This window comes from Stenotrophomonas sp. YJH_SMC_19 (genome assembly GCF_059367915.1).
Window position 1 is genome coordinate 259,737 of record NZ_JCAFRI010000003.1, and the last position, 23,817, is coordinate 283,553.

General features: G+C 67.4%; 20 protein-coding genes. 4 read left to right on the forward strand and 16 right to left on the reverse strand.

The features are described 5' to 3' along the window. The first annotated feature begins 35 nt into the window (after positions 1-35). A complete protein-coding gene (locus AC5P5R_RS05765; RefSeq protein ID WP_058980710.1) occupies positions 36-917 on the forward strand; it encodes a LysR family transcriptional regulator in 882 nt (293 codons plus the stop codon). Between the two features lie 94 nt (positions 918-1,011). On the opposite strand, the gene AC5P5R_RS05770 is transcribed toward AC5P5R_RS05765, so the two are convergent. Beyond that, on the reverse strand, positions 1,012-4,074 hold the full coding sequence (locus AC5P5R_RS05770) for a bifunctional diguanylate cyclase/phosphodiesterase (protein ID WP_005407905.1): 3,063 nt from the start codon (positions 4,072-4,074) through the stop codon (positions 1,012-1,014). Positions 4,075-4,250: 176 nt separating this feature from the next. Between AC5P5R_RS05770 and AC5P5R_RS05775 the strand changes: the two genes are divergently transcribed. Then, positions 4,251-6,362, forward strand: coding sequence for a M13 family metallopeptidase (locus AC5P5R_RS05775; RefSeq protein ID WP_005407904.1), 2,112 nt, complete (start codon positions 4,251-4,253; stop codon positions 6,360-6,362). A gap of 224 nt (positions 6,363-6,586) precedes the next feature. On the opposite strand, the gene AC5P5R_RS05780 is transcribed toward AC5P5R_RS05775, so the two are convergent. After that, on the reverse strand, positions 6,587-7,759 hold the full coding sequence (locus tag AC5P5R_RS05780; RefSeq protein ID WP_164281707.1) for an MFS transporter: 1,173 nt from the start codon (positions 7,757-7,759) through the stop codon (positions 6,587-6,589). Then, the gene (locus tag AC5P5R_RS05785) at positions 7,756-8,970 is read right to left on the reverse strand and encodes an MFS transporter (protein ID WP_099484185.1); all 1,215 of its coding nucleotides are present in this window, start codon (positions 8,968-8,970) and stop codon (positions 7,756-7,758) included. Before AC5P5R_RS05785 ends, AC5P5R_RS05780 begins: the two co-directional genes overlap by 4 nt. Positions 8,971-9,103: 133 nt before the next feature. On the opposite strand from AC5P5R_RS05785, the gene AC5P5R_RS05790 reads away from it, so the two are divergent. Continuing rightward, on the forward strand, positions 9,104-9,691 hold the full coding sequence (locus tag AC5P5R_RS05790; protein ID WP_062608072.1) for a TetR/AcrR family transcriptional regulator: 588 nt from the start codon (positions 9,104-9,106) through the stop codon (positions 9,689-9,691). A gap of 181 nt (positions 9,692-9,872) precedes the next feature. On the opposite strand, the gene AC5P5R_RS05795 is transcribed toward AC5P5R_RS05790, so the two are convergent. Further along, entirely contained in the window at positions 9,873-10,799 is a 927-nt protein-coding gene (locus AC5P5R_RS05795; protein WP_099484184.1) for an oxygenase MpaB family protein, read from the reverse strand. Between the two features lie 309 nt (positions 10,800-11,108). Here AC5P5R_RS05795 and AC5P5R_RS05800 point away from each other — a divergent pair, with 309 nt between their 5' ends. Next, entirely contained in the window at positions 11,109-11,723 is a 615-nt protein-coding gene (locus AC5P5R_RS05800; RefSeq protein ID WP_005407899.1) for a hypothetical protein, read from the forward strand. A gap of 39 nt (positions 11,724-11,762) precedes the next feature. Here the strand turns inward: AC5P5R_RS05800 and AC5P5R_RS05805 are convergent, their stop codons facing one another. The 12 genes from AC5P5R_RS05805 to AC5P5R_RS05860 form a co-directional block, all read right to left on the reverse strand. Continuing rightward, positions 11,763-12,107 (reverse strand): hypothetical protein, encoded by a 345-nt coding sequence (locus AC5P5R_RS05805; RefSeq protein WP_049395680.1) that lies wholly within the window; start codon positions 12,105-12,107, stop codon positions 11,763-11,765. Between the two features lie 34 nt (positions 12,108-12,141). Beyond that, the gene (locus tag AC5P5R_RS05810; protein ID WP_005407897.1) at positions 12,142-12,912 is read right to left on the reverse strand and encodes a LytR/AlgR family response regulator transcription factor; all 771 of its coding nucleotides are present in this window, start codon (positions 12,910-12,912) and stop codon (positions 12,142-12,144) included. Next, positions 12,902-14,161: a sensor histidine kinase gene (locus tag AC5P5R_RS05815; protein WP_005407896.1), complete on the reverse strand. Its 1,260-nt coding sequence runs from the start codon at positions 14,159-14,161 to the stop codon at positions 12,902-12,904. The genes AC5P5R_RS05810 and AC5P5R_RS05815 overlap by 11 nt, the downstream gene beginning before the upstream one ends. A gap of 212 nt (positions 14,162-14,373) precedes the next feature. Then, the gene (locus AC5P5R_RS05820; protein WP_024957113.1) at positions 14,374-16,023 is read right to left on the reverse strand and encodes a M28 family metallopeptidase; all 1,650 of its coding nucleotides are present in this window, start codon (positions 16,021-16,023) and stop codon (positions 14,374-14,376) included. Between the two features lie 381 nt (positions 16,024-16,404). Further along, positions 16,405-18,051, reverse strand: a complete 1,647-nt coding sequence (locus AC5P5R_RS05825; protein WP_164281665.1) for a CsgG/HfaB family protein — start codon at positions 18,049-18,051, stop codon at positions 16,405-16,407. Positions 18,052-18,067: 16 nt separating this feature from the next. After that, positions 18,068-18,745 (reverse strand): hypothetical protein, encoded by a 678-nt coding sequence (locus tag AC5P5R_RS05830; RefSeq protein WP_049395636.1) that lies wholly within the window; start codon positions 18,743-18,745, stop codon positions 18,068-18,070. 97 nt (positions 18,746-18,842) lie between these two features. After that, on the reverse strand, positions 18,843-19,943 hold the full coding sequence (locus AC5P5R_RS05835) for a hypothetical protein (RefSeq protein WP_005407892.1): 1,101 nt from the start codon (positions 19,941-19,943) through the stop codon (positions 18,843-18,845). Next, complete coding sequence (locus AC5P5R_RS05840) at positions 19,934-21,130, reverse strand: hypothetical protein (RefSeq protein ID WP_033833696.1); 1,197 nt, start codon at positions 21,128-21,130, stop codon at positions 19,934-19,936. Before AC5P5R_RS05840 ends, AC5P5R_RS05835 begins: the two co-directional genes overlap by 10 nt. A gap of 107 nt (positions 21,131-21,237) precedes the next feature. Next, positions 21,238-22,500: an RNA polymerase sigma factor gene (locus AC5P5R_RS05845; protein WP_164281666.1), complete on the reverse strand. Its 1,263-nt coding sequence runs from the start codon at positions 22,498-22,500 to the stop codon at positions 21,238-21,240. A 45-nt stretch (positions 22,501-22,545) separates the two neighbouring features. Then, entirely contained in the window at positions 22,546-22,902 is a 357-nt protein-coding gene (locus AC5P5R_RS05850) for a DUF1428 domain-containing protein (protein ID WP_005407889.1), read from the reverse strand. A 24-nt stretch (positions 22,903-22,926) separates the two neighbouring features. Next, the gene (locus AC5P5R_RS05855) at positions 22,927-23,337 is read right to left on the reverse strand and encodes a VOC family protein (RefSeq protein WP_024958760.1); all 411 of its coding nucleotides are present in this window, start codon (positions 23,335-23,337) and stop codon (positions 22,927-22,929) included. A gap of 36 nt (positions 23,338-23,373) precedes the next feature. Beyond that, positions 23,374-23,796: a VOC family protein gene (locus AC5P5R_RS05860; protein WP_005407887.1), complete on the reverse strand. Its 423-nt coding sequence runs from the start codon at positions 23,794-23,796 to the stop codon at positions 23,374-23,376. Positions 23,797-23,817 lie beyond the last annotated feature (21 nt).

Genomic DNA, 23,817 nt, shown 5'->3' on the forward strand with positions numbered 1-23,817 from the left:
ATCGTTTGACCGTATTTATTTCACAAGGCGCAACAATGGACACCCTCGAGGCGATGCGCGTGTTCGTGGCGGTGGTCGAGCGCAACGGCTTCAGTGCCGCCGCCCAGGCCCTGGACATGTCCACCGCCGGCGTCACGCGCCAGGTCGCGGCGCTGGAAAAGCGCCTGTCCACCCGCCTGCTCCACCGCACCACGCGCCGGGTCAGCCCGACCAGTGCCGGCGCCGCCTACTACGCCCAGTGCGTGCGCCTGCTGGCCGAATTCGACGCGCTGGAAGCCAGTATCGGCGCGCAGGCGCTGGAGCCTTCGGGCACGCTGCGCATCAACGCACCGGTGAGCTGGGGCATTGCCCGCCTCGGCCCGCTGCTGGCCAGTTATCGCCAGCGCTTCCCGCAGGTGGAGCTGGACCTGGCGCTGTCCGACCGGCTGGTGGACATGGTCGAGGAAGGCTACGACGTGGCCATCCGCATCACCCGCGAGCCCGGTCCCACGCTGATCGCGCGCCGCCTGGGCGAATCGCGGGTGAGCCTGTGCGCCGCGCCGGCCTACCTGGCCGCACACGGCACCCCGCAGACCCCGCAGGAGCTGCAGGCACACGCATGCCTGAGCTACAGCTACTGGGCCGCAGGCAACAACTGGCCGCTGCAGGGGCCCGGCGGTGAAGTGAAGGTGGCGGTAAGCAGCCTGCTGCACGCCAACAACGGCGACGTGCTGCGCGAAGCGGCGATCGCCGGCATGGGCGTGATCCTGCAACCGGACTTCCTGCTGGAAGACGCACTGGCCGATGGCCGTCTGGTGCGCGTCCTGCCCGAGTGGGAGGCCGCGCCGATCGGCATCTTCGCGGTCTACACCAGCCGCAGCCACCTGGCACCGAAGGTGCGCAGCTTCATCGACCACCTGGTGGAGGCCGGGGTGTAGCCGAGCCTGGCGTTTGCGGTAGTGCCGGCCGCTGGCCGGCAATCAGACACCTCCCGGTCCTGGGCGAATGCCGGCCAGCGGCCGGCACTACCACTTAGGCGGCGACCTCATCCAGCGCGTCGATGATCCGTTCCAGCGGTGCCGGCCGTCCCAGCAGGTAGCCCTGCACCTGGTCACAGCCGTGCGCAGCCAGCCAGTCCAGCTGTCCCGGCGTCTCCACGCCTTCGGCGATGATGGTCAGGCCCATGCTGTGGCCCAGCGACAGCAGTGCGCGGCAGATCGAGGCGTTGCGTGGATTGGTTTCCACGTCCGCCACGAAGCTGCGGTCGATCTTCAGGATGTCCAGCGGCAGGTGCTGCAGGTAGGACATGCTGGAATAGCCGGTGCCGAAGTCATCCAGCGACACGCTGATGCCCTGCTCGTGCAGGCGCTGCATGGTCTGCATCGCCTGCCCCGGCTTGCGCATCAGGCTGCTCTCGGTCAGTTCCACATGCAGCGCACCCCGCGCCAACCCGAACTCCTGCTGGGCGCGGGTGAACTCGGCCACCAGGTCGCTGTTGAAGAACTGCACGGCCGAGACGTTGACCGCAATCGGCAGCTCGCCCCACCCGGCCTCGACCAACCGCCGCTGCGCCTTCGCTGCCGCTCGGATCACCCAGCGGCCAAGTGCCAGGATCAGCCCGGTGTCCTCGCACAGCTGGATGAACTCATTGGGCGGAATGAAGCTGCCATCAGCCTGCGGCCAGCGCAGCAATGCCTCCAATGCCGCCGGGCTGCCATCGCTGGCATGCCGGATCGGCTGGAAGTACAGCTGGAACTCGTTGTCGATGGCCGCATGGATGCGCCCGGCCAGGCGCAACCGGTCGGCCAGCCGCGTGGTCACCGCTGCGTCGAACCAGACCACCACGTTGCCCTCCGCACGCGCCGCGTGCGCCGCCTGCGCGGCCATGCCGATCACCTGTTCGGCGCTGTGGCCGTCACCGGCCACATGCACCGCCACGCCGATGCGCGGCTCGAACTGGTGCAGTGAATCCTTGCCGCGCATCGGCGCCGACACGATCTGCAGCAGGTCGTCCAGCACGCGCTGGGTATCGTGCTCCGAACCGATGGCGAACACGAAGTCCTCCGCCGGCTGGAACGCCAGCGTGCCGCAGCGTGCGCCCAACCCGCCCAAGCGGGTCGCCATCGACTGCAGCACGGCATCACCGATCTCACGGCCCAGCGTATCGGCCACCAGCTGCAGTCCGCGCAGTTGCACGAAGGCGATGGTATAGCCCTCGCCCTGCTCATCCAGCTGGTCGGTCAATGCACGCACGTTGAGCAGGCCGGTGGCCGGGTTGTGCCGTGCCTGGTAGGCCAGGTCGCGCTCGTAGGCCAGCCGTTCGCTCACATCCTCGGCCAGCACCAGGCACGCGGGCTGTCCGTCGAAATCGAGCTTGGACAGGTGTGCGCGCACCTCGAACACACTGCCGTCCTTGCGCCGGTGCAGGCGCACGGTTGCGTCGGGGGGATCGCCCACCTGCGCGCGCTGGATGGCACCACGCACCTCGTCCCAGCCTTCGCGCGGGCGGATGTCGAGGATGCTCATCGCCAGGAACTCTTCGCGGCTGTAGCCGTACTGCCGCACCGCCGCGTCATTGACCTCGATGAAGCGCAGCGTGTCCGGGTCGAACACCCAGAATGGCGCCGGGTTGCGGTCGAACAGCAGGCGGAAGCGGCGTTCCACTTCGCTCATCTGCTCGCGCGCCTGGTAGCGTTCGCTCAGGTCGGTCAACGCGCCGATCATGCGTCGTTCGCTGTCGGCCACCTCCACCCGCTGTCCGCGCGCGCCCACCCAGCGCACTTCACCACCGGGCAGCACCAGGCGGAACACCTGGTCGAGCACTGCGCCGCCGGCAAAGGCCTGGTCGAAAGCCTGCTGCAGGCGCGCGGCATCATCGCGATGCACGCGAGCGAAGAAGTCGGCTACCGGCAGCGCATCGGTCTGCACGCCGAAGATCTCGCGCGCCAGGGGGGACCAGCGCAGCAGCGCGGCGTCCTCATCCACGTACCACGTGCAGACACGCCCGACCTGATGGGCCAGACGCAGCTCGGCATGGCCCGCCTTCAGTTCCTCGGCCATCGCCTGCTGGCTGCGGGTACTGCGGCGCACCGCATACAGCAGCACCAGCAGCACTACGATGTAGGCCAGCACGATCGCCACCGATGCCTGCAGGTACGGCCACCAGGGTGCCAGCACGTCTTCATCGGCCAGGCCGATCTGCACCGCCAGCGGGCTGCGGTCGAGCGTACTGATGGTCGTGATGCGCGGCACACCATCGACCACGCCGGGCAGGCTGCCGAGCTCGACCACCGCCTGCTTGCCGAGCAGGTCACGCCGCGGCAGGTCGTAGCGGCGACCGACCGTGCCATGTGGATCGGGCACGCGCGCCAGCATGTAACCCTCGGCGTCGGTGATCGAGACCAGCCCGTTGGGACCAACATCCAGGCCGCCGGCGATGCGCTGCAGTTCACCACAGCGCAGCCGCGCCAACAGCCAGCGTTCACCGGCCATCGGCAGTGCCAGCGGCACCACCCAGTCGCCATCGCTGGCCCGCTGCGGCGGGCCGATGTACAGGGCACTGCCCTGCCCCCGGCGCAGCGGGTCGGTCCACAGCGGCAGCTGCAGGTCGCCGCGCCCGGCGGTCAGCGCGCGCCCGTGGCGGTCCAGCACCACGATGCTGTGCAGTTCAGCGTGGCGGCGCAGCACGCCACCGATGGCCGCCTCCAGCAGTGCCGGAGCCTGTGACGGCACGCTGCGGAACAACTCACCGGCATCGCCGGCGATGCCGGTCATCGCCCGCTCCAGATTGCGCAGTTCCAGCGCCAGCAGGCGCTCGCTCCCCACCGCCAGCGCCCGGCTCTGCCGCTGCGCCGCCTCCAGGCGGCGGTGATGGTCGTTGGCCAGCATGGTGGCCAATCCGGCCACCAGCAACAGGCCCAGCAGCACGCCGCCCCAGGTGATGGCGCGCAACGGACGGGCCAACGCCCGCTTCAACGCGGGCATCGGTCGATCTTCCTTGTGCAGTCGGCTGGCTTCATGCGCGAACGAATCCTCCACATCCCCGACCTCAACGGCCGGCGGACGCCATTCTTGACGCCTGACCCCGTCCTGCATGGCCACCTCCCCGTGTCCGCGCAGGGCTCCAGGGCCCAGCATGCACCACCCCGGTGACGGCGTGAAGATCGCTTCGGCGCGTTCAGCCAGATCCTGCACAGGACCGGCCAGCCACAGGGACGGCCAGCCGGGCTGCGGCGGATTAGACTTGGGGTTTTCCGCTGCAAGAGAAGTCCATGTCCAAGCTGCGCCGTCCCACCCTGGCACTGGCCATCGTTGCCAGCCTGTCCCTGGCTGCCTGCGACCGTCCGGCCGATCCGGCCGCTGGCACCGCCAAGCCCGCCGAGGCTGCACCCGCTGCCGCCAAGCCGATGCTGGGCAGCTTCGGCTTCGATGCCAGCGGCATGGACCGCAGCATCGCGGCCGGCGATGACTTCTTCGGCTTCGCCAACGGCACCTGGGTGAAGAACACCGAGATTCCGGCCGACCGTTCGCGCTTCGGCAGCTTCAACGTCATCGCTGAAAAGACCCTGGCCGACACCCGCGCCATCCTCGAGGGTGCGGCCGGCAATGCGCAGGCCAGCGGTGACGACAAGCTGATCGGCGACTACTACGCCGCCTACATGGACGAAGCCGGCATCGAGCAGCACGGCATCGCCCCGGTGCAGCCGCAGCTGAAGGCCATCGAGACCATCGCCGACAAGGCCGGCCTGGCACGTGCCCTCGGCGGCGAGATGCGCGCCGACGTCGACCTGCTCAATGCCACCAACTTCTACACCGACCGCCTGTTCGGCCTGTGGGTCTCGGTCGACATGCTGCAGCCGGACCGCACCGCGCCGTACCTCGTGCAGGGCGGCCTGGGCATGCCCGACCGCGACTTCTACCTGGGCGGCGGCCGCATGGCCGAACTGCGCAAGCAGTACCAGGGCTACATCGCGCAGATGCTGCAGCTGGCCGGCGTGGCCGACCCGGCCGGCAAGGCACAGCGCATCCTTGCGCTGGAGACGAAGATCGCGCAGGCGCATGCCACCCAGGAAGAAACCAACGACGTGACCAAGGGTGCCAATCCGTGGACCCAGGCCGATTTCAACGCCAAGGCACCGGGCATGGACTGGAACGCCTTCCTTGATGCGGCCGCGCTGGGCGAGCAGCAGGACTTCATCGTGTGGCAGCCCAAGGCCGTGGCCGGCCTGTCCAGGCTGGTCGCCACCGAACCGCTGGAGGTGTGGAAGGACTACCTGGCCTTCCACGCACTGGACCGTGCCGCCGCCTACCTGCCGAAGAAGTTCGCCGACGCCCGCTTCGCCTTCCATGGCACCGCGCTGAGCGGCACGCCGCAGCAGAGCGATCGCTGGAAGCGCGCCGTGGATGATGCCAACCATGCTGTCGGCGAGGCCATCGGCAAGCGCTATGTCGAGAAGCACTTCGACGCCAGGACCAAGGAGCGTGCGGACGAAATGGCGAAGAACATCATCGCCGCCTTCGCCAAGCGCATTGACGCACTGTCGTGGATGTCGCCGCAGACCAAGGCGCATGCCAAGGCCAAGGTCGCCGGCCTGACCGTGGGGATGGGCTACCCGGAGAAGTGGCGTGATTACACCGGCCTGGAGATCCGCCGCGATGACGCGCTCGGCAACGCACAGCGCGCCGAGCTGTTCGAATACCAGCGCAACATCGCCAAGCTGGGCAAGCCGGTCGACCACAGTGAGTGGGCGATGCTGCCGCAGACCATCAATGCGATGAACGTGCCGCTGGAAAATCGCCTGGTGTTCCCGGCCGCGATCCTGCAGCCGCCGTTCTTCGACGGTGCCGCCGACGACGCAGTGAACTATGGTGCGATCGGCGCGGTGATCGGCCATGAGATCAGCCATGGCTTCGACAATGCCGGCGCGCTGTTCGACGAGACCGGCAAGCTGCACAACTGGTGGACCGCCGAGGACCTGAAGCAGTTCAACGCCGCCGGTGATGCGCTGGCCGCGCAGTTCAGCAGCTACGAGCCGTTCCCGGGCGTGCATGTGAACGGCAAGCTGACCCTGGGCGAGAACATCGCCGACGTGGCCGGCCTGGGCACTGCCTACGATGCCTACCAGCTGTCGCTGCAGGGCAAGCCGGGCCAGACCCTGGAAGGCTTCACGCCGGACCAGCGCTTCTTCCTCGGCTTCGCCCAGGCGTGGCGCAGCAAGAGCCGCGAGCAGGCGCTGCGCAACTCGCTGCTGACCGATGTGCATGCACCAGGCCAGTTCCGCGCACTCACCGTGCGCAACATCGACGCCTGGTATCCGGCGTTCGAGGTGAAGGAAGGCCAGAAGCTGTACCTGGCCCCGGACAAGCGGGTCAAGGTGTGGTGATGTAACCGGAACGGGCGCCGCGAGGCGCCCGTTTCATTTCCCGGTAGCTGCCAACCTCGGTTGGCGAACGCCCCGCTCGGGTGGGTGCCGACGTTGGTCGGCACATGCCTCGCTCTGGTAGCTGCCAACCTTGGTTGGCAAATGCCCCGCTCGGGTGGATGCCGACGTTGGTCGGCATATCTACAGGTCTACAGGACTACAAGCCATCCACGCATGGCGTGGATCTACCGGCGCGTTGTGGCAATCACCAGCGTGGCGACCATGGCAAGCCCGGCCACGACCCACAGATTCGCATGCAGGCCCACGCCATCCAGCAGCCGTCCACCGCCCCACGCGCCCATTGCGATGCCGATATTGAACACACCGACATACAGCGCGGTGGCGATCTCCACCGCGTGCGGCACTGCCTTCATCATCCAGCTCATCAGGCCGACCGACACGCCGCCATAGGCCAGGCCCCACAGCAACAGCACCACAATGCCGCCGGAGGGTGTGCCGCCCAGCCACAGGAACAACAACGGCGTCAGCAGCAGGCCGCAAGAGATCGCCAGCAGCATGCTGCGCGGGTGACGAGCGGCCAGTGGTCCGGCGATGAAGTTGCCCGCGATGCCCGCCATGCCATAGGCGAACAGCAGCGCGCCGATCCAAGCGGCATCCACGCCCGATCGCAGGGTAAGCAACGGGCGCACATAAGTGAACGCAATGAAGTGACCCGCTACCAGCAGCAGCGTCAGGCATAGGCCGCGCTGCAGGCCACGGTGGCCGAGCAGCTGCACGAACTGCGCCGGGCGCACCGACGCCACCACCGGCAACGCGGGAACCACCCACAGTTGCAGCAGCATCACCGCCGCACTGAACAGCGCCATCGCTGCGAACGCGAAGCGCCAGCCCAGGGCGTCGCCGATCAGTGCACCCAGCGGCACCCCCAGAACCGATGCTGCGGCCACGCCCCCGAAGATGATCGAGGTGGCCAGGCCGATGCGATGCGCCGGCACCAGGCGTGCTGCCAGCCCACCAGCGATGGCCCAGATCCCGCCCATGCAGAACCCCACCAGTACGCGCGCGGCCAGCAGCCAGCCGATGCCGGGTGCCAGCGCCGAAGCAACGTTGGCGACCAGCAGCAGCCCCAGCAGCACGCACAGGATGCGACGACGATCGATGCCACCGGCTGCGATCACCACCAGCGGTGCGAACACTGCCGCCAGCAGGGCCGGCAGCGAGATCATCAGGCCGGCGGTGCCGGTGGACGCGCCGAGATCTTCGGCGACAGGGGTCAGCAGGCCCACCGGCAGCATTTCGGTGGTGACCACCGAGAAGGTGGCGAGGCCAACCGCAGAAACCGCCCACCACGGATGGCGATGCACAGGCGCGGCATGCGCAGGCGATGAAGCGCTCACGGGATGATGCCTTCAGGGGAGGTGGATGCAGCAGACGGGCGCAAGGCACGTCGCGCGAGTACGGCCAACAGCAGCACGCCCCCGCCTGCCACCAGTGCAACGACAAAGCCGCTACGCACGCCCCCCGCATCGACGCTCTGCCCGGACAGCGCCGCGCCCAGCGCCACGCCGATGTTCAATCCGGCCAGCAGCCAGGTCATGCCCTCGGTCAGGCGCGATTCGGGCACGCGTTGTTCGACCAGCGACATCGCCACGATCATCGTCGGCGCGAAGAACACCCCGGCCAGCAGCACCGCCACGGCCAGCCCGGGCAGGCTGCCGACCCACGGCAGCGGCAGGGTGGTCATCGAGGTAGCTGCTGCACCGAGCAGCAACAGGCGCCGCAACGGCGCCTGCAGCTTCAGTGCCCCGAACAGCAGGCCCGCCGCGCAGCTGCCCAGCGCATAGGCCGACAGCACCACGCTGGCGGCAAGCGGCTGCCCCCGCTGTTCGGCGAAGGCCACGCTGGTGATGTCGACCGTACCGACAATCACGCCCATCGCCAGCATCAGCAATGCCAGCAGGCGGATCTCCGTGTGCCGCAGCAGCGAGCCCGAGGGAGTTGCACCTTCGTGCTGCTGCAGCGGCGGCTCGGTGCCCCGCTGCAGCACCAATGCGGCGACGCCGACCACCAGCAACAGGGCGGCCGCCAGTACGCCGGCCTGTGGCCATACCGCCACCGACAGCCCCACTGACAACGGTGGACCGACGATGAAGGTCACCTCATCGAACACGGTCTCCAGCGAATACGCGGTCTGCAGCTGCGGGCGACCGCGATGGATCGCAGTCCAGCGTGCGCGCACCATTGCGGACACGCTGGGCATGCATCCAGCCAGCATGGCGGCGACGAAAAGCGCCCAGTCTGGCGCAGCCAGCAGCGTGCACGCGAGCAGCAGCAACAACCCTGCCGCACTGGCCGCAGTAGCCCATGGCAGCACCCTGCCCTGCCCGCGCCGGTCGACCCAGCGCGATACCTGCGGTGACAGCAGCGCATAGGTCAGCACGAAGGTGGCAGACACCGCACCGGCCAAGGCATAGCTGCCGCGCAGCTGCGACAGCAATGTGATGATGCCGATGCCGGTCATCGGCAGCGGCAGGCGGGCCAGCAGGCCGGCCAGGGCGAGGCCGGCGGTGCCGGGGGCGGCGAACAGGTCGCGGTAGGGGGTGGCCATCGGGATCTCCAGGGCAGCGGCTTGCCTGGCGCTCCCGGCGCCACGACAATACATACAGAGCGTATGAATAAGAGCCTACATTCATACGCGTCGTATGTAAATAATCATGCACTGCGTATGTAAGGAGTTCCGGATGGTCCGTCGCACCCGCGCCGAGATGGAAGAAACCCGTGCCAGCCTGCTGGCCACCGCCCGCCGCGTGTTCAGCGAGCATGGCTATGCCGCCACCTCGATGGATGACCTGACCGCCCAGGCCGGCCTGACCCGGGGTGCGCTCTACCACCACTTCGGCGACAAGAAGGGCCTGCTGGCCGCGGTGGTCGCCCAGCTCGATGCCGAGACCGACCTGCGCCTGCAGGCGATCAGCGATGGCGCGGATGATGCCTGGGACGGTTTCGTACAGCGCTGCCGTGCCTATCTGGAGATGGCGCTGGAGCCGGAGATCCAGCGCATCGTGCTGCGTGACGCGCGCGCGGTGCTGGGTGGCGCCTCACCGGAATCGCAGCGCCACTGCGTCCACTCGATGCAGCGCCTGATCGAACAGTTGATCGCGCAGGGCGTAGCGATGCCGGCGGATGCGCAGGCGCTGGCATCGCTGATCTACGGCAGCCTGGCCGAGGCCGCGTTCTGGATCGCCGAGGGCGAGGATGGCGACGCGCGCCTGCGGCAGGCGACGACGGCGCTGGAAATGCTGTTGCGTGGCTTGAAGTCGGCCGGGTGAGGCCCATCCACGCATGGCGTGGATATGCTGCGGCATCCGCTCTGGTAGAGGCCAACCTTGGTTGGCCCTTCTGCGGCATCGCGCGCAACGCGTGCCAACCAAAACCATGGCATCAGCAGATCCACGCCATGCGTGGATGAAGCTCTATCGCGCAGCGCTTGCCGACCAAGGTTGGCACCTATCAGGTAATCGCGGGCCACTCGCGCAGGGCTTCCACCGGCACGCCCATGCGCGCACAGGCGCGGCTGGCGAGGCCATCGGGCAGCGCACGGCGGAACAGCGGCGCCATGCCCTGCATCAGCTTCGCTGAAGCGGCCGCCTGCGCACGCTGGCGGCCGCTGCGTTCAAGCATGCCTTCGGCCCAGTCCGGCAGCAGTGCCGCACCGGCGCCAAGGAACACCTCGCGCGACAGCCCCGGCACCGGTACCGGCAGGCGCACGCCGGACAACACCTCCAGCACTTCACGCGAGCGCTCGTCCACACGCAGCTCCGGTTGCCGCGCGCAGAAGTACGCTGCCACCTCGGCTTCACTGCGCGGCACATCCACCGCACCCAGTGCTTCGGCCACGCGGCGGTACTCGTCGTAGTAGCGGTCGGCGATGTGCGCCGGCACCTCGCGCCCGTAGCGACGAAAGCCCTGCAGGAAACCAAACGCCTCAGTCACGTGCACCCATGTCAGCAGTTGTGGATCGTCCGCCGCGTAGGGCTCGCCCTGCGCGGTCTGGCCGCGGATCCGTGCATGGATGCGGCGCACCTTGGCCACCAGCGCCTCTACCTCCCCGCTGGGTGCATAGCTGGTACCGGCGACAAACGCGGTGGTGCGACGCAGGCGACCCACCAGGTCCTGGCGGAAATTGGAGTGGTCGTAGACCCCGGCCAGCGCGCGCGGATGCAGGGTCTGCAGCATCAGCGCACACAGGCCCCCGGCCAGCATCGAGGGGAACTCGGCGTGCAGGCGCCAGGTCACGCTGTCAGGTCCAAACCAGCCCGGGTCACCCAGCGGCTGGTCGTAATCGATGCCGCTCTGGCCACGCGGGAAGGCCTCCAGTACCCAGCGCCGGATCGGCGCGGTGACGGGGCGGGAGAGTCGCTGCAGCAGAGCCGGCATCACAGGTCCAGGAAAAGCGAAAGAGTGGCCGCGAGTTGCGCGGTCAGCCCCGATTCTGGGCGATCACGACGCCGGCGGCGAGTCTTCGCACTCAGCCACGGTTTCATGTGCGGCCGCAGCACATTTCACCCTGCGACATCCTGTCGCAGGCTCCGGCCTCGATGCTGCGATGCAGCAACATTCACCGATTCAGAGAAGGCCCTTACGCTGCTTGGCATTGCGCCCATTGCACGGCTCGCTGGAAGTGCTAGAACTGGACCCGCCACACCGTCCAATGCTGATCGACGCACGTTCCACAAGGAGCCAGCCATGATTGCTTTGTTCAAGGGTTTGGGAATTCTGCTTCGCGACAACGAGCTCTACAGCAGCCCGTTCGATAAACAGGTTGCGCATTGGCGCAATCTCAGCGAGCAGCAGATCCGCGATGAAGTAGCCGTGCTGGCGCAGGCCAAGTGCCAATGGCTGATCGCCTCGATCGTCGGCTGGCAGGCGGCCTCGCTGCTGATTCTTGGCCTGATCGCCAACTACCTGTGGCGTGACGACTTCCATATCACGTTCACCCGCGTGGTAGTCGTGTTCGGCTCGTGGGTCTCGATCCTGTTCGTGATCTGGTTCATGGCCAACATGTTCGATCAGCAGGCCGGTTTCGAGCGCTGGATGAAGGCGTTCAACAGTCGCGCACGCATCAGCTCCAAGGCCGACAGCGTCGAGCACGTGGCCGAGGCCCTGGAACTGGCCGAGCATTACCCGGAAGTGCTCGATTACAAGCAGGCGGTCACCGCCAAGCGCGAGCTGCGCCACGAGGACATCCGCATCATGACCGAGATCGGGCGCATGAAGCAGCACTCCGAACTGGTCGGCCGCCTCAACCACGTGGGCGAGAACGAGCACCACCACGACCTGACACTGCAGCCTGCCTACTGACCCTTCAGGGAAGCGGGGGGACCCACAATGCCACCGTGATCACTCACGGTGGCATTGTTCTTTCCGATCCTCGCTGACGCACTGGGCGAAGCCCTTCGGCAGGTCCCTGAACTCCTGGGTGGTGCCGACCGCCAACGCGAACGACCGTATCGGCGCTCTCGCACACGCGGCGTCAGGACGACAGGCCGGGTCCAGCAACAGGTAATGGCACTGACCGCTGCGGCTGGCCATGCACTCAAAACGCGCCACGCCGTCCACTACCGTGCGCTTGCTGTACAGCGTGTCCACGCCATTGGCAGTGGTGCGGGTGATCGCGGTTTCGGTGGACTTCTGGCAACCGGCAAGCGCCAGTGCAGCGAGGCCTGCAAGCAGGAAAAGACGCATGCAATGCTCCTGGTAGCGGAAAGGTGCGGTGCGGCTACATGCCGCGGAACAGGCTCATGAATGGTTGGCTGACCACCAGTGTTTCCGTCCGGCCCCGCAGCCGCAGCACACCGCGCCCGGTATCGTCGCGGCTGACCGCCGCCACCGCCTTCATGTTGACAATGGTCGAGCGGTGGATCTGGCGGAAGTGCTGCGGGTCGAGTACTTCCAGCAGTTCGCGCAATGGTGTGCGCAACAGGCTCTCGCCGGCAGCGGTGACCACGGTGGTGTACTTGTTGTCGGCACGGAAGTAGGCGACATCTTCCAGCATGATCAGCTGCGTCTCGCGGCCGTTGCTGGCGGTGATCCAGGCCAGCGGCGGGCGCTCGGCAGCACCCTGCGATGGCCCCAGCCGCTGCAGCAGGCGTTCAAGCACGGCGTCATCCTGGCGTGTCGATGGCAGCCGCGACAGGATGCGCTCACGCGTCGCCAGCAGGCGTTCGTCACTGACCGGCTTCAGAAGGTAATCCATCGCGCCCTGCTCGAACGCGTCGATGGCGTACTGGTCATAGGCGGTGACGAACACCACCTGGGTGCGCGGGCTCAGCTCGGACAGCGAGCGCGCAACTTCGATGCCACTGATGCCGGGCATGCGGATGTCGAGGAACGCGATGTCCGGCTGCGTCTCGGCCAGTTGCTCCAGCGCACTGGCACCGTCCTCGCACTCGGCCACCAGTTTCAGCTCCGGCCACAACCGGCGCAGCTGTTCCACCAGTGACTGCCGCAGCAGTTCCTCGTCTTCGGCAATGAGGGCTTCAAGCGGCATGGCTGCGCTCCTTGTGTGTCTGCGGCAAGGTCATGGTCGCGGCAACACCGCTGGGGAAGTTGGCAACGATCGCCACGCCGGCCTGCTCGCCACAGGTCAGGCGCAGGCGTTCGCGCAGGTTCTTCAGGCCGATGCCGGTGCCGCTGGTGCCCTGGCCGAAGCCGAGCCCGTCGTCGGCGACGGTCACGGTCACATGGTCATCGAAGCCACGCGCCAGGATCCAGATCGTGCCACCGCCGGGCTTGGGTTCCAGGCCGTGCTTGATCGCGTTCTCCACCAGCGTCTGCAGTGCCATCGCCGGCAGGTGCACGCCATGCAGCTCATTCGGTACCTGCACTTCCACCGCCAACCGTGCGCCCATGCGGATACGCAGGATCTCCAGGTAGGCGCGCGTGCGTTCCAGCTCCACGCCCAGCGTCGACACCGACTCGTCCACCTGCGGCAACGAGCTGCGCAGGTACTGGATCAGGTGGCCCAGCATCTGCTCGGCACGTGCCGGGTCGGTGCGGGTCAGCACCTGCGCGTTGGCCAGCGTGTTGTACAGGAAGTGCGGCTCCACCTGCGCATGCAGCAGGTTCAAGCGCGCGACCGACAGTTCCTTTTCCACCTGGGTCTGTTCGGCCGCGGCCTGCTCATCGCGGCGCTGGTCGGCCACGCGGCGGCTGATCGCGCGGGTGACCGCTTCGGCGTTCTCGAAGTTGCTGCCCTCATCCAGCGCCAGCAGATCGGCCCACCAGCCAGCATCCGGTTCGAACAGCAGAGTGACGGTACTGGTGCCCTGCCCCGGCGTGACCGTCGCCAGCACGCTGTTGCGCTTGATCGCCAGCCGCGCCGGCAGGTTCCAGCGCGAGGGCTGGCGGCCATTCCAGAGGTCGACCCGGCGCACGTAGGCGCGCACCTGCAGGCTGCCGGCCGAGCTTTCCACATCTTCCACGCGCGGAAGTTCGGCAATCGCCGCTTCCACCACCGCATAGGCCTGGCCGGCATCCATCGGCAGTTCCACCTGGCGGCGCTGGCGCCCGGACAACGTGGTCGAATCCAGTCGGCCGGCCACCAGCCAGACCCGGCGCACGTGGGTGATCGCGCTGCCCAGCGCGGAGATCATCAGGAACATCGCCAGCAGGCCGAACACCCAGCCCGGGCCATCGTTCATGCCGCTGAAGATGCCGCTCCAGACCATGCCGGCGACAACCAGCGCGGCGGCCCAGGCCAGCAGGTGGCGGATCAGGAGAGAGAGGCTGGCGAACACGGCGGCGCCTTGGAGGAAGGGGGTGAGCCGAGCATAGGGCGGCCCGCCGGGCAAACAAGCGGGCTGCGACGAAGGCCGGAAAAGTGGGGATGGAAAGCCATCTGGTAGTGCCGGCCGCTGGCCGGCTCCCCACTATCTCCGCATGCATCACAGGGATGCCGGCCAGCGGCCGGCACTACCCGGGAGGCGCCGGGCGAACCCGGCGCATGCCCTTACTTGCGCTGGTCGGCGCTGGCATCACGAACGGCGCGGAACGATTCGTCCTTGCTCCAGTTCGGCCAGCTGCGCGTGTTGGCCAGCTGGTTGCCGAGCGTGTACAGCACTTCCAGGTCGCGGGCGGCACCGGCGAACACCCAGTCCGGCTGCCATTCGTCGCCCTGCTGGTGGTAGCGCTTGGCGGTGTAGTCCTCGGAGGCCTTCTTGCCTGCGGCCACCCCGCCGTCCACCCAGTCCTGGCCGGCCGACCACGACAGTGCCGGAACGCCACGCTTGGCGAATGGGAAGTGATCGGAGCGGAAGAACAGGCCGGCTTCCGGCTTCGGGTCCGGGGTGTAGCGGATATCCCAGCCCTTGGCCACGTCCTTCAGCTGGTCCAGCAGCTCGAAACGCGCGGCACCGTAGATGCCGAAGTCACGCGACGGCCCGAACGGCGCCATGCCGTCCATGTTGATCACCGCCACGGTCTTTTCCAGCGGATACAGCGGATGGGTGGCGTAGTACTCCGAACCCAGCAGGCCCTTTTCCTCGGCGGTGACCGCCAGGAACAGCACTGACCTCTCTGGACGCTTGGCCTTGGCGAAGCCACGGGCCAGTTCGATCAGCGAGGCGGTGCCACTGGCGTTGTCCAGTGCGCCATTGAAGATGCGGTCGCCACGTGCGTCGGGCTCGCCCACGCCGATGTGGTCCCAGTGCGCGCTGTAGACGATGGTCTCGTCCGGGTGGCGGCTGCCTTCCAGGCGTGCGGCCACGTTGTGCGAGGTGATCACTTCGGTCTTCACCGCATACTTCGCGTCCAGGCTGGCGCCGGTCAGCGGCACCGGGGTGAAGTCGCGCTGCTGCGCCTTCTTCTTCAGCGCCTCGAAGTCCTGCCCGGCCGAGCGGAACAGCTCCACGGCCAGGTCGCGCTGGATCCAGCCTTCCAGCAGCGGGTGGCTGTCGGCCGGGTTGTCGCGCACCACGTCGAACATGGTGTTGGTGTTGGAGCCGGCCACGGTGGCCCAGCCATACGACGCCGGTGCGGTCTCGTGCACGATCAGCACGCCCAGCGCACCCTGGCGGGCGCCTTCTTCGTACTTGTAGGTCCAACGGCCGTAGTAGGTCATGCCCTTGCCGTCGAAGTCACCCTGGCCGGTCTCGAAGTCCGGGTCGTTGATCAGCACGACAGCGATCTTGCCCTTCAGGTCCACGCCCTTGAAGTCGTCCCAGTTGCGCTCCGGGGCCTTCACGCCGTAACCGAGGAACACCAGCGGGGCCTTGCTGATGTCGACGTTGCTGGCGCCGTTCATGGCGGCGCGCACGGCAATCTGCTTGCCCTGTTCCAGCGGCAGGGTCTTGCCGCCCTGGTGCAATGCCAACTGCGGCGCGCCGACGATGTCGCCCTTGCGCAGCGGCACGGCCTGGGTCCACAGGCGCTTGCCGTCCTTGAGGTCACCGCCCGGCTGCAGGCCGGCGTCGGCGAACTGCTTGCTGAGGAAGGCGATGGTCTTTTCTTCGCCGGCGGTGGCCGGGGAGCGGCCTTCGTAGGCGTCGGAGGCCAGTTCCTTGACGTCGGCGGAGATCCGCGCGCCATCGAATTTCGGAGTCGCCGCCATCAGTGCGCTCGACACCGACAGGGCCAGCAGGCCCAGTACTACTCGTTTCATTGCTCTCTCCAGCAGGAAATCCTTCTGGAGTGTAATGGGATTCGGCAGGGCTGCGCCCTGCACCTGCCGAAACAACGGCAACAGCCGAAGCAACAGCAAAAGCTGGTTTCCTGAGGGTAGGCGGGGTGGGTCCGGTTGCGGGGGACGCTGCAAGTACATCCATGTAAGCTCGGTCGCCGCATCCATGCGGCTCACGCCCCCGCAACCGGACCCACCCCGCCTTCGACAGGTTCCCGCTGCTGTTGGTGGGTGTCGACCTTGGTCGACACATCGCTGTTGGTAGGTGTCGACCTTGGTCGACGCGGACGGAAACACGAAGGGGTCAGATCCCTTTCCCGGCGGGAAAGGGCTCTGACCCCATCGGTGTGTTGCTTGAGCCTGTTACCAGTTCGGGTCTTCGGCCGGCGCGGCAGCGGGCTTGGGCTTCGGCTTGGCGGCCGGGCGTGCGGCAGCTGCGGGAGCGGCCGAGGCAGTCGCGCCTGCGGCGGCGGCGGCCGGCTTGCTGCCCAGCTTCTGGCGCAGTTCGATCTGGCTCGGGCGGAAACCGCCGCGCATCGCGTCGACGCCGTCTTCGATGGTGCCGTACGAGGTCTGTGCAGCGACGCGGTCGATGCGGATGGTGCAGCACGGGTGTTCGCTGCGGCCCAGCGAGCGGCCGGTCTGCGGGTCCTTCAGTTCTTCGCCCAGGCGCACGGCCTGCCAGCGCTGGCCGGCCTGTACGGTGTCACCGCCCTGGCTCAGCACCACCTGGTCACCGTCCACCGAGACCACCGACACCGGAAACAGCGTGGTGACGATGCTGGTGCCGATCTGGCCCGACAGCGATTCCATCATCGCCGCGGCCATGTTGCGGCCGTTGACCACGCGCGGCAGGGTGCTGGGGCCGGTCGAGGCCAGCTGGTGGTCGAAGCTGTCGGACATCACCACCTGGCCGGTGGTGGCGTTGATCAGGCGCAGGGTGATGCGGCCGCCACCGGAGTACGAGGTCACCTGGCGGTCGGACATGCGCAGGTTGCGCACGCTGCGCGGGTACTCGAAGCGTTCGATGGTCGGTATCAGGATCAGATCGGTCGCCAGTTGCTGGCCCACGCGCGCGGTGTCCTGCAGGCGCACGTTGCCGCTGTTGATGTGGTCGATCTCGGCCTGCAGTTCGTCGCCGAATTCGCGGTCCAGCACGATGAAGCGCTGGGTCTGGGTCAGCGTGTCGGACAGGCGCGCACGGGTCGCGTCGGCCACTTCATCGGCATCCACGCGGCCATCGCCTACGGCGTAGCTGCTAGCCTTGGTGCGCGGCAGTGCAACCACGATCTTCGGCTTGCCCTGCTCGTCCGGCGCGCGGTACTGGGCGATCTGCGCGCGCACGCGCACCTTCCAGTAGCTGCGCATGCTGCGGTGGGTCACGTCGGAATCGAACGAGCTTGCACCACGCTTGGCATCGACGCTGACCTTCTCGTCGTAGCTTTCCCTGACGCTGGCCGAGGCCGAACCGCTCTTGGCCGAGGCTTCGCCGGACGCATTGGCCGACGCCGAGCCCTTGAAGCTCCAGCCTTCATCGCTGGCGCGCACGCGGGCGATGGTTTCCTCGTCCAGCTGCCGCACTTCATCCTGCGACAGGATTTCATAGCCCAGCACCGCGCCCTGCGAGCCGGCGATCATCTGCTGGGTGAACGCGTCGGCGCGGATATCGCCGACGTGTTCGCCATCCACATCCACATGCAGGCCTGCGCGCAGGCCCTGCATCTGGCTGGCCACGCGTACGCCGTTGACCTGCGCCACGGCCGACTGCAGCGCCGCCAGCACCGCCAGTTCCGGGGTGCTGCCGATGCCGTCGGCTTCGCGCGCGACCTGGGTGGTGCCGCCGAAATCCGGCGTGCCACGCAGGGGCGCTGCTTCCACTGGCGCATTGCTGGCCAGTGCACTGGTTGCCTTGTCCTTGGCGGGCGCGGCGGCCGGGGTGTCCTGCTTGCCGCAGGCTGCAAGCAGCGCGGCGGCCAGGCCCAGGCCGATCAAACGGGTTGTCATACGCATGGAGATTCGCCTCGGATCAGATCGAGTCGAGCATCGAGTCGGCGTTGGACGGCACCTTCACCTTGCTCTTCCTGGCGAAGGTCACGGCCGACTTGGTCGAACCGTACAGGCCCTGGATGAAGCCCGGCGATTCCTTGGCCACCCATGCGCCCGCTGCCAGCTTGCGGCCAACGGTGGCCAGCTGGGTCGCGCCCAGGTTCTTCATGCCGGCGGTGAAGCTGCTGGCTTCGCCGCCCAGCTTCTGTGCTTCGGCTGCCGACGCCAGCAGCGAGACCAGGCCTTCGGCGTAGTGCTGCTTGGATTCAGCGTTCAGTTCCGGCTGAGCGGCCTGGCGCTCGTTGATCGCGGCCTGCGCAGCTTCGCTGACCGACACCGACTTCTTCATCGCATCGACGCTGACCGAACCCGACGACAGCGCCTGGCGCTCGGCTTCCAGCAGCTGCACCTGCTCGGCCAGGCCGAAGGCGCGGGCGAACGAAGTCTGGGCCTGCAGCGAGTGCGACTGCGAGCTGACGAAACGACGCACCAGCGCTTCCTGCGAGGCTTCATCCGGAGCGGCGGCGCTGGAGGCGCTGCTGCTGGAGGTGCCGGTGGCGGCACCGGCCAGGTCCTTCAGCTTGCCCAGGCCCGCGTGGGCCGGCATCGACAGGGTGGCGGCAGCGATGGCCACGACAAGAGCGGTATTGCGGATCATATGAGTGTCCTTTGGGAGAGACGGCCGCGAAGCGGCACGTGGGAATCGGTAACCCCAGCGCGATGCCGAGCGAGCTCGGCACCCACCGGGTGGCGGATCAGCGGACTGCCTTGACGTTCAGTTCGTTGATCATCTGCTGGGCGGCCTTCTCGGCAGCCAGCTGCAGGGCATTGGTACGGGCCACGGTTTCATTCGGGCCGGTGCCGGAGAATTGCACCGGGCCCACCGACGACACGGTGCGCGGGAAACGGCCGGTCACATCCAGCACCTTGCCGGTGACCGTGACGAACACGCGGGTGTTGCCGCTGGCCGGATCGCGGTCGCGCATGCCGACGTCGAGGGTACCGACGGCGATGTAAGGGATGTTGGCCGCACGGATGCCGTTGGCGGTATCGCGCAGGGTGGCGGCAGACAGGTCGTTGCCGGTGCTGAAGTCCTTGCGGATGCGCTCGATGCTCAGCAGGCCGCGCGATTCGCCTTCCACGTACTCGGCTTCAACCACTTCGTAGCCGGCGGCGCTGAAGGCACCGGTCATCGCGGTGTTCACTTCAGCGGCGTTGGCCACCTTCCAGCTGATGTTGTCGCTGCGCTGGGTGGTGCTGCCACCGCTGGTGACCGACACCGAACCGTTCTGGTTGATGCTGCCGTTGGTGCTGACCGAGTTGCCGCGGAAGCTGTCGCCTTCACGGGTGTTCTCGCTGTAGCTGCTGCTGGCGTCGACGCGGCGGTATTCCTTGTCCTGGAACGACTGCACGGTGTCCTGCGAGCGTGCCATGAACAGGAAGGTCAGCAGCGAACGCTGCGCGGCGGTGGCACCGGCCACGGCCGAACCTGCGTCCAGCTTGGTCTGCAGCAGCGTGGTGTTGATCTCGGCGCGGACAGTGACGGTGTAGGTCTTGGCCTTCTTGTCTTCGGTGTCCGACAGCGGCACGGCACTGAGCACATAACGGTCGATCTCGCCGATGAACTCGGCGCGGCGGGCTTCGAACAGGCGCAGCTTGGCCGCACCGGTTTCAGCGATGTACGCCTCCAGTGCATTGACCTTGGCCTTGTTCAGGGCCTGGGCGCGGGTGTCGGCGCTCAGGCGCAGGCCGTAGCTGGCCGAACCAGTACCGCGCGAACTCGCGGTCTGCGCGGCGACCGGCGAGGCCACCACCAGCGCGATGAGGATGAGCAGGATGGTACGCATCAACGACATGACTTGATCAACTCCTGGAGGGCTTGGGTCTGCTGCTGCAACGGGCGGCCGCCCGGCTTCTGTTCGTCCAGCCATGCGCGCGAATCGGCACGCTTGGCGGCGGCGCCGGCGAAGGCATCGAAGCCGGCCAGCAGGGTTTCGTAGCTGGCCGACCACTGGTCGACCTGCCACTGCGTGACCGGCACCACCTTGGTGGCGCCCTTGCGCAGCGGCTGTTCGAAATAGACCTTGCCGGAGAAGGGCTCGGTCACTTTGGCGGTGAAGAACGCGCCGAACAGCATCGTCTTCATCGCCGGGGTTTCATTGATGACGCCGTTCTTCAGCGCATCGACCTGCACAGTGATGACGTAGTCCGGCTCGGGGATCTTCAGCTGGTAGACCTTGCCGTCGGCAAAGCGGGCGGCCATCGCACCACCGATCGCCTGGCCCGAGGCCGGCGGCAGCAGGCCGACGCCGGTATTGGACGACAGCGTCTTGGACAGTTCATGGGCCAGCGTGGCGCGCAGCGGGGTTTCCCACTTCGGGTCGGGCAGCTTGGCGCGGACCGCGTCGGACAGGGTTACGCCACCGACCTGCAGGCGACGCACGGCGGCATCGGGCAGCTTGGCCTGGGCGAGACTGGCGGCCAGCACCTGCGACAGGCTGGTATCGGCGCTGCCGTACAGCAGATCGGCGACGATCGCGTCGATATCGTCGTTGTCCGGCCGATAGTCCTGCACGTCGATGCGCTGCAGGGTCAGCGGATAGGACGCGATCACCTGGCGCTCGCGGAAATCGAAGAACAGTGCCTGCAGGGCCACTTCCACCAGCACTTTGTACTGGTTGCCGATCGGCTCGACCGAGACCAGTTCGCGGTCCAGTGCGGCGGCCAGCACAGTCGCGCTGGTGGTGCCGTCGAGCATCGCCACCGGCTGGTCGATCAGCTCCAGGTTCGCCGGCGGCCGGCGCTTGAGCGCCTGCGCCAGGGTCTGGTTCAGCGGGATCAGGCCGCGCTTTTCCAGCACGGCATGCGCATGCGGCGTGGTCGCCTGCACGGCAGCGGCATCCGCGGTATAGGCAAAACCGGCCCAGTAGGCCTGCTGCGATTTGTCAGCCGCCTGCGCGGCCATCGGCCACACGGCCAGGCACAGGGCACAGGCAAGCAGGCGCGCAAAAGCGCGCGATGCGCTCTTCGTCCTTGAATACATCCAACCGCTCCTCGGTCAATACGCACGGAATGCGGACGCTGATGCGTCCGCTGGGCGCGAAACATAGCCGCTCAGGCGCCTGCCGACAAGTGCTGCGTTCGTCGCAGTCACTCCTGGGGCGGCAGTCCGGCCCGTTGGCGCAGCAGGCCCCGCTCCGCCTGGTTCTGGCTGAGTCTGGCGGCTTCGGCAAAAGCATGACGTGCGTCGAGGTCGCGCCCCAGCGCCTGTAGTATCTCCGCGCGCACCACCTGCAGGGGCGCGTACTCGCGTAGTCGCGCATCCACCAGCAGCGGCTGCAGCTGCGCCCACGCAGCGAACGCGCCCTCGCTGCGCAGCACCGCCACGACCCGATTCAAAGCGACAACCGGCGAAGGCATCACCTGCAGCAACCGGGTATAGAGCGAAGCGATACGTGGCCAGTCGGTGGCTTCAGCCCGACGCGCCGCCGCATGGCAGGCGGCGATGCGCGCCTGCAGTACATAGGGATCATCAGCACCACCGGCGGCCAGCGCGCGGGCCAGCACCTGCTGCCCGCGTTCGATCTGCAGCCAGTCCCAGCGCGCGCGGTTCTGCTGGTCCAGCAGCACCGGCGCGCCCTGCGCGTCGGTCCGTGCCGCAGCACGCGATGCCTGCAGTTCCATCAGTGCCAGCAGACCCAGCACCGGCGGTACCGGCAGCCGGTGCGCCAGGATGCGTGCGAGCCGCAGTGCCTCCTCGCACAGCGCCGGACGCATCCAGTCATCGCCGGCGCTGGCCGCGTAACCTTCATTGAAGACCAGGTAGATCGCCTCCAGCACCGAAGCCAGCCGCTCGGGCATCGCGTCCGCGCGCGGCACCTCATAGGGCACCTGCTTCTGCGCCAAGGTGCGCTTGGCGCGCACGATGCGCTGGGCGATGGTCGGCTCGGGCTGCAGGAACGCACGTGCGATCTCGACGGTGGTCAGGCCACCGAGCAGGCGCAGGGTCAGTGCCACCCGCGCATCGGCCGGCAGCACCGGATGGCAGGCCACGAACATCAACCGCAGCAGATCGTCACCCAGGTCATCCTCCAGCGCCTGGCTGTCATCCGGTGCCGGCAGCGCCGCTGGGTGCAGTTCCTCGCCCCACTGCGCATGCTGCTGCGCCACCCGCTGATGTTGGCGCAGCACATCAATGGCACGGTTGCGCGCAGTGGTCATCAGCCAGGCTCCGGGGTTGTCCGGGATGCCCTGTTCCGGCCAGCGCTCCAGCGCGGCCAGCCAGGTGTCCTGCGCCAGCTCCTCGGCACGGCCGACATCGCCCCCGAGCAGCCGCGCCAGGCGCGCGATCAACACCGGCGACTCCATCCGCCAGAGGGTTTCCAGACGCTGCGTCAGTGCGGGATCGGGCATGCGCCGATCACAGCACGCACGCCCGGCCCGCACAAGCGCCGCAGCTCACGCTTCAACAATCGGCTTGAAGCCACCCCAGAACATGCGCCTGGTATCGAACGGCATGTCCTTCGGGCCCAGCGACGCCAGCCGCGGGTCGGCCATTACCCTGGCGTTGATGCGGTCGCGCGCCGCGCGCGAACGGAACACCACGAAGGCGACGATCACCGTTTCGCCGGGCTTTGCCTTGACCGCACGCGGGAACGAGGTGCTCTTGCCCGGTTCCACATCGTCAGCCACGCATTCCATGTACTGCAGCGCGCCATGGTCCTTCCACACCGCACCGGCCTTGCGGGCAAGGCGGCGGTAGGCCGCCACCTTGTCCTGTGGGCACGGCAGCACGTAAGCATCCACGTAAGCCATGAGGGTTCTCCCTTGCGGCGGCCGTCAGCCCGGCTCGCCGTCCATGTGTGCGATTTCCCAGAGATGGCCATCCAGGTCCTGGAAGCCGCGCTGGTACATGAAGCCGTAGTCGCGCGCCGGCTGCGGTTCGCTGGCACCCGCCGCAAGCGCCTTGTCCACCATCACGTCCACCGCCTTGCGGCTGTCGGCCGACAGGCAGGTGATCACCTCGGTGTGGCTGTGCGCATCGGCAATCGCCTTGTTGGTGAACTGCTTGAAGAACGGCTGGGTCAGCAGCATCACGAAGATGCTCTCGCTGATGACCATGCAGGCCGCATCGTCGTTGGTGAAGGTCGGGTTGAAGCCGTAGCCCAGCGCGGCGAAGAAGGCCTTGGATGCGTTGAGATCCTGCACAGGCAGGTTGACGAAGATCATCTGCGGTTGCGGTGCACTCATCGGTGAAGCTCCTTATGGATGAAAGAAAGAGAGGAATCAGGGTTGCTTCATGCAGTTGACCATCCACGGCTTGCCGTAGCGGTCGATCAGCATGCCCCAGCGGTGCGCCCAGAACGTTTCAGCGATCGGCATTTGCACCTGGCCACCTTCGGCCAGCGCCGCGAACACGCGCTCGGCTTCCTCGATGCTGTCGACGTCGACATTGATGGTGGTCGAACCACCCTCGCCACCGCCGGGACCGTCCGCCGCCATCACGATGGCGCTGCCGATCTCCAGCTGGCTGTGCGCGACGTGGTCCAGGGTTTCCGGCGGCATCTCGTTGCAGCCCGGTGAGCCATCGGAGGGCGGCATGTCGCGGTATTTCATTTCCGAAGTGACCTGGCCACCGAGTGCCTTGGCGTAGAACGCCATCGCCTCATGGGCCTGGCCACTGAAGCCGAGGAAGGGAATCAGTTTCATGGCAATACTCCGTTGTGCGGT